This is a genomic window from Chitinophaga dinghuensis (genome assembly GCF_003259435.1).
GTDB classification, from domain to species: domain Bacteria; phylum Bacteroidota; class Bacteroidia; order Chitinophagales; family Chitinophagaceae; genus Chitinophaga; species Chitinophaga dinghuensis.
The window spans coordinates 12,116-24,923 of the sequence record NZ_QLMA01000013.1; the positions used below are offsets into that span (position 1 = coordinate 12,116).

Genomic DNA, 12,808 nt, shown 5'->3' on the forward strand with positions numbered 1-12,808 from the left:
ACATGATATAAAGTAACAAGGCGCCTCTTTGCAGGCGCCTTGTTACTTTTTAATTAAATCGCATCACTACATTCATCACTGCCAGAGAATCCTGATCCTCCCTTTCAGGATTCGGTTTGAGCAGGATATTATCCTTTACACAGTCAGCAATATAGGGGCAGAAGCGCTTCACAAGACTATCCCCCTCCCTTCCCTCACCCAAAAAATAATTTTTAATCTGTTGTCTATCAGAGTATATTCTCACTAAAATAATCCTATGCTGCACAATAACTGCGGACCTGTTGATACTTATCTCCACAACAAAACTACCTGTCTTCCCATTTTGACACAGGCTGTCCGGTAGCTTAAGCATTCGCCGTTTTAATGATAAAATAAAAGGCTGCGGAATAATTGGATCAATGATTTCCTCTTTGGAATATAGGTGCATAGAATCATTTGCTGATTGGGCCTTTTCCATATTAGCACTGTCTCTATTTGATAAAGGATGACTGAAATTATTACAGGCACCCGCCAACAGAAGACCTAATAATATCAAACTATACTTCATTACTTACTTACCACTTTTAACCCCAGTTCATTATACCTGTTGTGCTCAAAAATAGTCCGCAGTTCCGCACTATCCATTTCATGTTGGACAATCTGTACATCAGAACGAAATGCCGTAGGAATCTTTGCCGCATGAAGTGTATATATCATTAATGTATCTCCCTGGATTTTATATAAAAATGGCATCAACCCATGATATATCAGCTCCTTTTGCTTGTCATAGCCATACTCCCAATCCGAGGACATAGATACCAGGATTAACTGATCCTCGGCAGTCATACCCCAGACCTTCTTTTTAATCCAAATATGCGATTGAGAAGTGGCCGTCTCTACATCAATGACGTCCGTAAATTTATCCGCATTCTTCGCCGGAAGGAAAACGAATACCGCTATGCCAATGCACAAAAGTATCCCTATAATAATAATAATAATAACTATGCTCTTACGCTGCATAACAGTTGAGGGTTAATAGGCTCAGGTTAGTATTGAAATAAAATATTGTCTAATCGAAAATGTTAGTCGTTTAAAAAGTACAAGAAATGATACTGGCAATAATAATGTTTATGTTAACAGTATACGCTTCTTTTATTGTCGTTCCAATAATTTCCCTTTAAATTGATATACCCACTTATCCATCACTTCATACTCCCGAATGGGAACATCCGTTAAAACCCTCAGCGAAACCTTTCTCGTACCAGCTTTAACAGGTACCCATGAAGACACCATGCCATTCTCAAATAAGACTTTCACCCGGTTAATGCTACTGTAGGATCCATTAAACTTGCCTACGGAGGGAAAGCATTCGGTAGAATCATTATTAATCAGCAAGTGTGCAATCGGTAAATATGCTGCATCTGAATCCTCTACTATGGCAATGTCGCAACTGTCTATATACTTTCCACTAGCGCCATACCTAACTTCCACAGGAACAGGGCTCTCTTTTTTCAGACTACTTTCCAGGATCAGTTTTCCCTTACCCTGCTGCCATTTCCCTGCACTCCGCAGCGTAGTCATACAATCCCGCAACCTATACACATAAGTACTATCCCTGTAAAGTATTAGGCTGATCTGTACATAGCTGAGTTGCTGACGTTGCTGAAATTTTTGATATATACCCATCTTTCTTTCCGCCTTTGTGAGTGGCATTTTCTTCAAGGTCTGAGTATTCCCCGTTAGGGAAAACAAAAGGACAATTATAGGTACGAGATATAATTTCATATCAATGGCAATATTAATAGTTTTCCATTACTCTGGAAACACCTGCCCCTCATGATAAGATTGTGATCACACTTAGATTTTCTCCTGAAAATCCCTATTTTGTTCACTGATAACATTCCACAAATTCCGCTTAAAGTTTTATTACAATGAAAAATTCCAGGAGATCTTTTATTAAATCTGCTTCCACCCTGCTTGCCGGGGCTAGTCTGTTACATACCCTCCCGCTTCGCGCCATTGCTCCCAGCGACCGTATTCGTATAGGCGCCATCGGTATTAATGGTATGGGCTGGTCCGACCTTAACGCCCTGCTGAAAAATCCAGCAGTTGAATGCGTGGCCCTCTGCGATGTAGATAAAAACGTATTGGATAAACGGGTAGCCGAACTGGCCAAAAGGGATATTAAGGTAAAAGCCTACTCCGATTATCGCCAACTACTGGACGACAAATCCATCGATGCAGTGGTGATCGGTACGCCTGACCACTGGCACTGCCTGCAAATGACAGACGCCTGCTCCGCCGGAAAACACGTATACGTAGAGAAACCTGCCGGCAACTCCATCGTGGAATGCAATACCATGATGGCCGCCCAGGCAAGATACAACCGGGTAGTGCAAGTAGGCCAATGGCAACGCAGTCAGCAACATTTTAAAGATGCCATCGACTTCGTACACTCCGGCCAGTTAGGCCAGGTACGCCTCGTGAAAGCCTGGGCATATATGGGCTGGATGAAGTCCATCCCAGTGCAACCCGACGGCACTCCTCCTGCTGGCGTAGATTATAAGTCCTGGCTGGGCCCTGCCGCTACCAGACCTTTCAATCCCAACAGATTCCATTTCAATTTCCGTTGGTACTGGGATTATGCCGGCGGCCTGATGACCGACTGGGGCGTACATCTGCTCGACTACGCGCTGATTGGCATGAAAGCCCAGTCCCCTAAATCTATCATGGCTGCCGGCGGTAAATTCGCCTACCCAGACGATGCCGCAGAAACGCCAGATACACTCACCACCGTATACGAATTCGATAACTATAATATCCAATGGGAATCCGCTACCGGCATAGATGGCGGCCCTTATAACCGCACCCACGGCATCGCTTTCATTGGCAACAATGGTACGCTGGTACTGGATAGAGGCGGCTGGGAAGTAATTCCTGAAAAAGGTAAAATGGAAGCGATTGCCCGTAAACCATCCGTAGATAACGGCCTGGATCTACACGCAAAGAATTTCATAGAAGTCATCCAATCAGGAAATATGAACGACCTTCACTGCCCTATCGCAGCAGGCGCCCACATAGCAACAACCGCCCAAATGGGCAATATCGCTTTCCGTACAGGTAAGAAAATCTACTGGGATGATAAAAAGAAAGCCTTCACCGATAGTGAAGCCAACAAATTCCTGGCAGCAGCATACCATAATGGATATAAAATTCCGAAAATAGGGTAATACAACTAGGCTTTGTCAGGCACAATCAGGCGCTATACAGAATCTGGTCTATCCTGCAGACTTAATACATCTATTTATTTTCAGGCAATGAAGCCGATGAAACTCATTGCCTGAAAATCCTTTTAGGACTCTATGTTCAGCGACAGATATACCGCGCTGGTAATCGGATTATCGTAATATGCCGCAATTGGCTGGAAACCAAGCGAAGTATATAACTCAATCGCCGGTCGCATATGTGCCAGGGTATCCAGCAAAATTCGCTTGTAACCCAGTTTTTTGCTCTCCTCAATTGCATGGGCAGCCAATGCTTTTCCCACACCATGGCCTTTAAAGGCATCTCTTACAAACAACCGTTTCATCTCCGCAGTCGTATTGTCAAATTGCCTGATCGCCACACATCCCGCTATCTGTCCATCCGATTTTGCCAAAAAGAGCGCACCAGTAGGGGCAACATAGGCTCCGGGAAGCTGAAGCATTTCGTCTTCGAATTGCTGAAAACTAAGATCTACATTCAACCAATTGGCATATTCACGAAACAAAGACCTGATATGATCCAGGTTCGCTTTATCATCGGCGGTTACTTTCAGTATCTCTATCATAACCACACTTATTTTTTTACCACCAAAAAATTTTGGGACGTTCAACTTAACGCTTTTTTGTCAATTTTCATTCAAAAAAATAAAAGTTATTGAAAATTTCATATGTATTTATTATTACACATAAAAAAGGGCGTCTCCTAATAAAGAGACACCCTTCTTCTAATGGTTGGTTTTAATGCTATTACAGCGCTGTTAACTTATCTATCAACTGCTGTACAATCTTCTCTATTTTAGTGGTTTCCGCCACCTCATATGCTCTCTTCGCCAAAGCCAGCCCCTCTTCCTTCTTCTTCAATGACAAACACAGTTGCGCCAATGTACTCAAAGTGCTATATTCCTTCGGTTGCATCTCCACGGCACGCTTAGCCATAGCATATGCTACCTCCAGGACACGCGTCTCCCCCTCTGCTTTATAATTCGCCCTGCGCGCCATAAAACTCAATTGCTCGGCATCATCCTTCAAAAGGCCCTTCATAGCTACATTCGCCATTTTGATGTATTTATCATACTGCTTACGGGTTAAATAGAACTCCAACTCCATACTCACCGCTTCCTTCTTGCGGGCAGGCTGTGGCGACTTACGGAAGAAATCCAGTCGCTTCCAGAATAAATCATCTTTCTGCTCATTCATATAGCCATAGAGCGTGGATGACACCAGACGGTTCGTCATCGTATCCAGTTCCCCCTGACGGGCAAATGGCCGGAAGGCCGACTGATGACTCATAAAATAAGCGCCCAGACGGTCTGTCTCGCTATGGCTCAGCATACGTAATGCCTTCCAACCAGTGAGAGACGCCATTTCGTTTTCCGGAAACTGCTGCATTATTTCCGCTCCCATCTTAAAGGCCCTGTCACGGTCATTATGCTGTAATAAGGTGTAGAAGTCCAGCAAAAACTGCATATCCCGCTTACCGCCATCATATTGCTGTTGCATAGATGCCACACTCTTTCCAGGGTCATTCGCATTCTCTCCCACTGTCATGAATTCTTCTGCTGTCATACGAGAGCCGGAACGATACATCAATTTGCCATTGGCATCCAGGAATAAGTAAGTAGGAAAAGAAGTCACATTGTATTGTTTTCTCAACTCCACTCCTTCTCCTTTCTCCATATCAAATCTTGCATTGATAAACGTACTGTTGTACTGTTCTGCCACTTTAGGCAGAACAAATACATTATGATCCATCCATTTGCAAGGAGCGCACCAGGAGGTATAACAATCAATAAAGATCAACTTATGTTGCGTAGCCGCCAGCTGTTTTAGCTCAGCAAAACTGGCATTCTGGAATTGTATACCCTCTTGTGCAAACACTGTAAATGCAAACAGCTGACAAGCGAATAATGATATAATCAGACGAATTTTTTTCATATAACTTTTAATATTTTAGGGAGATGTAATTACCTTTCGTATAGTGGCATCCCGCTGTTAAATTCCAGTGTTTTCGGTGGTACCGGCAAAATGTAACGGTTATCATTCGGCGGTAAAGACCACGTTTTAGTGCCCTGCGTATGGGTAATTGTTTTTGCCAGACGCGTATCCATATTCAAACGCTTCAGATCAATCAGACGATTACATCCGATAAAACACAATTCCCTCCGACGCTCTTCCAATACAAGATTCAAAGCATCGTCCTTTGTGGCGGCAGCCAACTGCTGATTATTCTTAATACGCTTGTCACGTAAAGTATTCAGGTATTTCACCGCCTGATCTTTATCTCCTACACGCGCTTCACATTCCGCTGCAATCAATATCATGTCTGCACTGCTCAGACCCAGGTTAAAGTCGATATAAGGAGCATACAACACTCTCCCTGGAAAATTTACCGGCTTCAAACCGAAGTTGCTTACGCCATCGCAGAAAAACAGATTCTTACGCTGATCAACAGCACCCGACGGAAGATTCTTACTGAATACGGATAATAAGTCGCTGCTCACATACACTTCTGCATTCACAGAGGAAGAAGAAGAGCTACCGAAACGTACCCATACGCTCTCATTACTCAGCTGCGCATCCGGGAAACGGGTGTCTTTGTTGGAAATCAGACATACGCGTCCGAAGGTTACTCCGTTCTGAGTGGTATACAACGTATAGTCGATCAGGTTACTATTCAACGCCAAAGCCGCTCTTGCATTGGTAAGCGCCTCATCATATTTACCCATGTACAGGTACATCTTACTGAGGAAAGAGAAACCTACGCTACGATTAGGGTGAAATATATTGGCTGTCTTCTCCGGCAGATCTTTCAGCGCCGCTTCCAGATCCACTTTAATACGATCATAAACTTCTGCTACAGAGTTACGTTTATAGGTAGCATTGATATCTTCCGATAAGATAATAGGCACACCCAAATCTGTAGCTGCAGTTGCAGGATTGTAATGCTTTGCGTAAGCATTTACCAACGTTAAATATTCAAAAGCCCTTCCGAACAAAGCCTCTGCACGCAGTTGCTTTTTCTCTGTATCTCCTGCATCTGTCACACTCATAATGTTGTTGATTACCACATTATAGGTGTAGATATGACTGTAAGCAGGCTCCCATAGCGGATCAGAGGAACCGGGAATAAAAACGGCCCCCGGCTGGAAAGAATACAGGTTTTTCTTAAAGTCCGACAACCCGGTATAACTTGCTTGTTTGCTGACGTCATTGTCGTCCCCTGCCTGTACATCATCTGTCAGGTAGTTAGGGTACGCGGAAGATACCCTGATAAGCGACATATTATTCATCAACTTGGCGTAATCTTCATAAAACTGCGGTATCGTATATCCCTTCGGCTTTACGTCCAGGAACTTTTTACAGGAAGAAAAGCAGGATATGATGGTGGCAGCAGTAAAAAATATTGCTACTATTTTTTTCATTCTAATTCAGTTTAAAGGTTTGCAGAAAGACCAATGGTATAGGTAGATGGAGGCAACGTTCCTCTTGTTGGCGACAAAGTGGTACCATTCCATACTTCCGGGTCCAGGTTTTGCGGGTTAGCGGTCCAACGCCATACGTTCTGCATTTGCAGACTCACTTTCACATTTCTGAATGCCGCTTTTCTGATCAGTTTTGCTGGTAATGCGTAGCTCAGAGTAACGTCTCTCAGCTTGATATAATCTCCTTTACGGATGAACTTATCGGCAGCATCCCACAAATCAGTAACAGTACCGCTGGTAGAGAAACCATAAGCTGGGGCCATATCCGGATCTTTCTCATCGCCTACTTTTTTCCAATATTTTAACGCATTACGTTCCATATTGGTGGTATAGTTCAGCTCCGGCAATTTGGTGAGGTACGGCGCTTTTACATCTCTCAATACGTTTCCGCCATAGTAGGTGAACATAAAGAACAACTCAAATCCTTTATAGCCGATATTGTTCAACAACGAAGTGGCAAATGGCGGTACAGATGTTCCGGAATAAACCAGGTCATTCAGCGTCAGTTGCTGAGTGGATTTCACAATCTTTCCATCTGCGGTGTAAGCCATAGGACGACCTGTTTCATCGAGTCCTGCATAACGAATGCTATACAACGCTCCCATTGGCTTACCTACTCTGTTTTGCGCGCCGGAATAGTAACTGTATGGCGTGTTACTGGAGTTCTGCAAATCAGTCAACTGATTCTTATTATAGCTGAAATTCACAGTGGTATTCCAGAAGAAATCAGTTTGGTCAATATTGCGACTGGTCAATGATAATTCAATACCTCTGTTGAACATACTACCATAGTTCATTACTACGGAAGTCCATCCAATTACAGGATCAGAATTACGATTACTCAACAAATCATTGGTTTGCTTATTATACAAATCAATACTACCGGTGAGGCGCTTTTTGAAGAGACTGAAGTCAATCCCCAGGTTGGTTACCTGCGTTTTTTCCCAACGCAGACCAGCGTTTGGCGGACTGGATACATAAGACTGGAATTCATTGGTCCAGTAGTTGGTGCTGGATTCATCTGCTTCAATCAGGTATGGGCCACCTTCTTTCCAGATATTACCATTGATACCGTAAGTGGTTCTAACTGAAACTCTGTCCAGCCAGTCAAATTTATCCTCAGCAACAACATACTGTAAACCTGCTGACCAGAGTGGTTTGTATTGATATTTAGGATCTGTACCGAAGAGATTCGACTGATCCATACGGATACTTGCAGTTGCAGTCAGGCGGTTATTATAAGTATAGGAACCATTGCCATACAAAGAAACAAAGCGATCGTCTCTGTATCTGAAGCCCGCTTCCGCTCTGGATAACATGAACTGGTTGAACAATGCTTCTGTATTATAGACGTAGTTACTCAGCAATAACTCATCCACTGGTTTATAGTTTAGGTTATAATCGTCATAACCATACTTATATACTTCTGTGCTAGTTTTTACGATTTTCCTGCGTTCCGCACCAGCAATGACATTCACCAGGTGTTTATTATGGAAATTCTGCTGATAGTTCAGCTGGGCACGTAAGGTGTAGGAATTCTCATCCAGTCTGCTCTCGCGGATCTGTCCACCTTTAGGAATGTAATTGGTTATTTTTCCGGTAGCCTTGTCAATAACAGTCGCATCATTTATCTGCGTTTTTACCACATAGGCATTTTTATTATAGAATTGTTTGTTGTAACCTTCGGTACGTTCGGTCTGATAGCGTATATCCAGTGTCAATCCAGGTATCAGCTTGAAGTTCGCACCCAGGTTCAGGTTATTGTACTTGCTGGTACCATAGCGATGTAACTTGCTGATCTCATTCAACGGACGATAAGTTTCATCCATCAGTCCCAGTTTATTCAAACGGTCAATTTCATACTGAGATTTACTATTGAGCCACTGTGCAGGGTTACCGGCTGCATCGCGCAGCATGTAATAGGATGCTTTACCGCCATTCAGGTTACTCATAATGTCGAAACCATTATCCGTATCATCTTTGGTGTAGCTGCCCAGCAAACCTGCATCCAGTTTCATCCAACGGTAAAGGTTAAACGTATTTTTCAGGTTATAACCGTAACGTACCACGCCATTCGCCGTCTTTTCAAAAGGCGTATTGCCGGTATAGTTACCGGAGAGATTGTAACGGTAGACATCAGACCCTCCGGATAGGGCCAGGTTATGTTGTTGGAGCAAACTGTGTTTCCTTACCAGTTCATCCCGCATCTGGTCGTATCTGTCGCGCTGACGATAAACATCCAGTTGCTGTTCGAGCTCCGCATCTGTGATCTGACCGGCTTTACGCTTATACAGTAACGCATACACGTCGTTCATGGCTTTGCGTGGATCGATGGCATTTGGATCGCCGGAATTGTAGGCAAACATATCCCGTTGAAAATCTACCAGCTCGGCGCTAGACATTTTATTTGCATAGCCTCTGTCTGGCAGCGGCGTCACTTTCAGGGTTCCGTTGTAGGATACGCGGGCCGGGCCGGCACTGCCATTTTTGGTGGTGAGTACAATCACTCCATTTGCAGCGCGGGCGCCATAGATAGAGGCGGCACTGGCATCTTTCAGGACTGTTACAGTGGCGATATCAGAAGGGTTAACGGCATCCAGACTACCTTCAAAAGGTACGCCGTCCAACACGATCAAAGGCGCTTGGGTGGCCTTGAGCGTGGAAACGCCCCTGATTTGGGTCTGGCCTCTGAAACTGGTCATACCAGCAGCCATACCTTCCAGTCGGTCCATAATGTTGGTCTGGAGCTTACCGCCCATATCATCTGCAGAGATAGTAGCAAATGAACCGGCGGCACGCTCTTTCTGAATGGTTTGATAACCGGTGCTCACCACGGCTACTGCCGTCAGATGATTCACCTGTTTCTTCATGATAACGTGTAGATTGGTGGCGGAAGAAGAGAATTTCATCTCCACAGGTTCATAACCAATGGAACTGAAAATATAGTGGGATTTATTGGATGCATCGTCCATTTTGAAGCGGCCGTCCTGATCGGTGAAAGCCGTTCTACCATTGCTTTTCTGGCGAATGGTCACTGCTGGCACTGGCTGTCCGGTTTCATCTATTACCTGGCCGGCAACAGCTACTGTTGAATCCGACATTACAGGAAAGAACAACAGGTCTTTCTTCAGCGACTCTTTGCGGGAAAGAGACACTGTCTTTCCGATGATTTCATAAGAAATCGCTTCATTTTGAAATATAGTGGCTAAAAATTGTGCTACCGGCATTTCTTTCGCCTGCACCGTCACAGGCGTTGTGCCAGACAGAATATCCTGGTTGTAAAACAGAACCAGTCCCGTTTGTGACTCCACTTTTTCAAACACTTTCTTCATAGGCATATGCCTGCAGGAAAGGGTTACAGTCTGTGCAAGCCCACTGGCATGCACCTGTAAACATCCCGCTAACAAAAAGCCAGCTAAGAATTTCATGATCAGTACATTTTTACGCGACAGCAAATTAACTCCGGGAGGGAGCTTCCTCCTTTGCCTTAATTTCATAGATTTGTTACGGTTTTGGTTAATAAAAGCTATATCTGAAAAATTGACCCGACCGCCACCGTTTCAGCTCTCACCCTGAAACGGTTTTGTTTTTTTACGGCTCTCTTTTACATTCCGTTTGATAAAGGCAATAAAATGCCCCTGCAATGGAAACCATTGCATTTTTAAGTTGGTAAGCCTGAATAAACTGTTATTCCAGTGCTATCAGCGTAATATGGTTAGTCTGTCGCCCTCCAGTCTGAATCTGAGATCTGCGCGTGCAAGGATGCGCAATAACTCGTTCAGTGTGACATTACGGTTGACTTTTCCTCCGAATCGGATGTTCGGAACACCATTCTCATATTGCACCTTAACATTATACCATCTTTCTATCTGGTGCATTGCATCAAGTAATAAAATACCTTCAAAGTTGAATAGTCCGTCTTTCCATGCGCTGACTTGTTCTATGTCTACATCCGACAGTACTGTCATGCCGGACACTGTCATTTGGGCCTGCTGTCCTGGTTTCAGGATGGCTTTATCCTGACCTTGTATCACCCGCACTGCTCCATTTACGAGGGTAGCTTCCATGCGGGCATCGTTGCTATAGGCTTTAATATTAAAATCCGTTCCCAGCACCTCTACGGATGTCTGGCCATTCACTTGTACAATAAATGGATGATGAGGATCTTCTGCTACTTCGAAATAGGCTTCCCCTCTGAGTTTTACCGAGCGCTTGTTCCCTGTGAAAGCAGTCGGATAAGTGATGATGCTCTCTGAATTGAGCCATACTTTCGTGCCGTCTGGCAGTATCAGCGCAAACTGGCGTCCTTTGGGAGTGCTGGTGCTATTGGTAGATACCTTTCCTCCTGTTCCTTCATTGGTATATTGCAGCTGACCGTTGGTAATCTTCAGCTTTACGCCGGATTGGGTGGTTTGCCAGCCATTACCCAGACTATCCAACACCACTTGCGAACCATCGTCCAGGGTGAGAATAGCGCCTGTCTGACCAGGAGCAATGATTGGAGCAGCATCGGCATGCGCCAGTTCCGGCTGCCGATGGGGAGATTGCAACATGTATAAACCTGCGCCAACCAGTAATGCAATGGCTGCCGCGACAGCCAGTTTTCTGAATACGGGCGTCATACGGCGCACCGGTGGGCGGTCATATGCCAGGGTAGCCTCCAATACACTTTCCAATTGCGCATCATAGGCTGTTACCCACTCCGGCGGTATTTCCATGGATGCCGCAGCCTGCACAAATGCGTCTTCCATAGCAGGATTCTCGAGGAGCGACTCAAACTCCTGTTGCTCTGCTACTGTCAGCCGATTCGCTGCCCGCTGGCCCAATAAATACACTATTCGTTGCTGCTCCATAAATGCCGGAATAAAGGTCTTTACATACTAAACCATACAGAATATCCGGATGTACTCATCTCGATGAAAAAAAATTTTTAAAGCATTAACAGTATTACTGGTAAATGCTTTCCGGCCTTACGCAGGCGTTCCCGGATAAATTGCTGAGCAGTACTCAGGGCATTACGGACATAACTATGAGAAAGATTCAGTTCACTGGCAATTTCCAGGGTACTCATTCCCTTCGACCTGCTTAACAGGTAAATTTGTTTTCGTTGTGCCGGCAGATCTGCTACGGCCTCATGAAGCACTTTCTGCGACTCTTTATAAGAAAGTAAATGTTCACCCTCATTGTTCACTACGGCGACGGGTATATGTTCTTCCAATCTTTTTTTACGCAAGGTATTTTGCTGCATAACCGTAAAGCACTGTCTGGCTGCAATCTGCTTGATATAGGCCGTCAGATGCTCAATGGCTGCGAGTTTATCCCGCTGCAGCCACACCCGGATGAATGTTTCCTGCAACACTTCCAACGCCTCTTCATCATCCTGAAGGATACAACGTATATGCGCCCTGACAACAGGCGCCATCTCCCGGAAGAACACCGCAAAAGCTTGTTCATCGCCATCTCCGATGCGTTCCAGTAATGTCAAGTCCTGATATAAATTAGTTGCTCCACCCACTACAAGTGATATTTCCTAGTTGGCATTATTATCTTGTGTATCCGGGGATAAATATACGAGTAGTAAAATAAAAAAGGCAAAGACATCCTTTTCGACATCAATTTTTTGAAGAAATTGGAAGAAATAAAAGGGTTCATTGTAACCAAAAGGAGAGTATCCGGCTGAAGCATCATGTCTGTCCGGTAGTCATTCGATAAGCGTAGTAATTAATTACTCTATCCCAATTATCAGCTCCTCTACAGTCATTTCATGTACGCGGGCAATACGTATGATGGTTTCCAGTGTCATGTTCTTCCCCTTCTCATACGCCAGATACTGGGTTCTTCCAATATTGTATTCCCTTGCGAACGATTCAGCGCTGGTAAAATCGGCATCAATCCTCAGTTGCTTTATCCGCTGGCCCAACCTTTGGTAATATTCGCTTTCGGTGATATATTGTTTTTTGACTGACATTCAGTCAAATTTACATAGGCCATGTTAATATAGCACCTACTAAAGTTAACCATCCGTTAATAGGGCCTATTTTAATAGACTTTTATATTTTATTTACGTATTTTGTATTTTGCAGC

At 44.3% G+C, this 12,808-nt stretch carries 11 protein-coding genes; 1 reads left to right on the forward strand and 10 read right to left on the reverse strand.

Annotated elements, in window-relative coordinates:
• Positions 1-49: 49 nt before the first annotated feature.
• The 3 genes from CLV59_RS27925 to CLV59_RS27935 form a co-directional block, all read right to left on the reverse strand.
• Positions 50-547 carry a hypothetical protein gene (locus CLV59_RS27925; protein ID WP_111595407.1) on the reverse strand — a complete coding sequence of 166 codons (498 nt, stop codon included), beginning with the start codon at positions 545-547 and terminating at the stop codon, positions 50-52.
• Complete coding sequence (locus CLV59_RS27930; protein ID WP_111595408.1) at positions 547-999, reverse strand: hypothetical protein; 453 nt, start codon at positions 997-999, stop codon at positions 547-549. The genes CLV59_RS27925 and CLV59_RS27930 overlap by 1 nt, the downstream gene beginning before the upstream one ends.
• Positions 1,000-1,131: 132 nt before the next feature.
• Positions 1,132-1,764 carry a hypothetical protein gene (locus CLV59_RS27935; RefSeq protein ID WP_111595409.1) on the reverse strand — a complete coding sequence of 211 codons (633 nt, stop codon included), beginning with the start codon at positions 1,762-1,764 and terminating at the stop codon, positions 1,132-1,134.
• 146 nt (positions 1,765-1,910) lie between these two features.
• On the opposite strand from CLV59_RS27935, the gene CLV59_RS27940 reads away from it, so the two are divergent.
• Entirely contained in the window at positions 1,911-3,209 is a 1,299-nt protein-coding gene (locus tag CLV59_RS27940; protein WP_111595410.1) for a Gfo/Idh/MocA family protein, read from the forward strand.
• 122 nt (positions 3,210-3,331) lie between these two features.
• Here the strand turns inward: CLV59_RS27940 and CLV59_RS27945 are convergent, their stop codons facing one another.
• The 7 genes from CLV59_RS27945 to CLV59_RS27975 form a co-directional block, all read right to left on the reverse strand.
• The gene (locus CLV59_RS27945) at positions 3,332-3,808 is read right to left on the reverse strand and encodes a GNAT family N-acetyltransferase (RefSeq protein ID WP_111595411.1); all 477 of its coding nucleotides are present in this window, start codon (positions 3,806-3,808) and stop codon (positions 3,332-3,334) included.
• Between the two features lie 181 nt (positions 3,809-3,989).
• Positions 3,990-5,177 (reverse strand): thioredoxin family protein, encoded by a 1,188-nt coding sequence (locus CLV59_RS27950; protein ID WP_111595412.1) that lies wholly within the window; start codon positions 5,175-5,177, stop codon positions 3,990-3,992.
• Between the two features lie 29 nt (positions 5,178-5,206).
• Positions 5,207-6,664, reverse strand: coding sequence for a RagB/SusD family nutrient uptake outer membrane protein (locus CLV59_RS27955; RefSeq protein WP_111595413.1), 1,458 nt, complete (start codon positions 6,662-6,664; stop codon positions 5,207-5,209).
• Between the two features lie 11 nt (positions 6,665-6,675).
• Entirely contained in the window at positions 6,676-10,152 is a 3,477-nt protein-coding gene (locus CLV59_RS27960) for a SusC/RagA family TonB-linked outer membrane protein (protein WP_170137949.1), read from the reverse strand.
• 273 nt (positions 10,153-10,425) lie between these two features.
• The gene (locus CLV59_RS27965; protein ID WP_111595415.1) at positions 10,426-11,577 is read right to left on the reverse strand and encodes a FecR family protein; all 1,152 of its coding nucleotides are present in this window, start codon (positions 11,575-11,577) and stop codon (positions 10,426-10,428) included.
• Positions 11,578-11,654: 77 nt separating this feature from the next.
• Positions 11,655-12,209, reverse strand: a complete 555-nt coding sequence (locus CLV59_RS27970) for an RNA polymerase sigma factor (RefSeq protein WP_146616342.1) — start codon at positions 12,207-12,209, stop codon at positions 11,655-11,657.
• A gap of 240 nt (positions 12,210-12,449) precedes the next feature.
• Complete coding sequence (locus CLV59_RS27975) at positions 12,450-12,692, reverse strand: helix-turn-helix transcriptional regulator (RefSeq protein ID WP_111595417.1); 243 nt, start codon at positions 12,690-12,692, stop codon at positions 12,450-12,452.
• Between the last annotated feature and the right edge of the window lie 116 nt (positions 12,693-12,808).

Excerpts from the sequence above, each read along its gene's own strand:
- CLV59_RS27925 (WP_111595407.1), bottom strand. The coding sequence starts at position 547 with ATGAAGTATAGTTTGATATTATTAGGTCTTCTGTTGGCGGGTGCCTGT.
- CLV59_RS27930 (WP_111595408.1), bottom strand. The coding sequence starts at position 999 with ATGCAGCGTAAGAGCATAGTTATTATTATTATTATTATAGGGATACTT.
- CLV59_RS27935 (WP_111595409.1), bottom strand. The coding sequence starts at position 1,764 with ATGAAATTATATCTCGTACCTATAATTGTCCTTTTGTTTTCCCTAACG.
- CLV59_RS27940 (WP_111595410.1), top strand. The coding sequence starts at position 1,911 with ATGAAAAATTCCAGGAGATCTTTTATTAAATCTGCTTCCACCCTGCTT.
- CLV59_RS27945 (WP_111595411.1), bottom strand. The coding sequence starts at position 3,808 with ATGATAGAGATACTGAAAGTAACCGCCGATGATAAAGCGAACCTGGAT.
- CLV59_RS27950 (WP_111595412.1), bottom strand. The coding sequence starts at position 5,177 with ATGAAAAAAATTCGTCTGATTATATCATTATTCGCTTGTCAGCTGTTT.
- CLV59_RS27955 (WP_111595413.1), bottom strand. The coding sequence starts at position 6,664 with ATGAAAAAAATAGTAGCAATATTTTTTACTGCTGCCACCATCATATCC.
- CLV59_RS27960 (WP_170137949.1), bottom strand. The coding sequence starts at position 10,152 with ATGAAATTCTTAGCTGGCTTTTTGTTAGCGGGATGTTTACAGGTGCAT.
- CLV59_RS27965 (WP_111595415.1), bottom strand. The coding sequence starts at position 11,577 with ATGGAGCAGCAACGAATAGTGTATTTATTGGGCCAGCGGGCAGCGAAT.
- CLV59_RS27975 (WP_111595417.1), bottom strand. The coding sequence starts at position 12,692 with ATGTCAGTCAAAAAACAATATATCACCGAAAGCGAATATTACCAAAGG.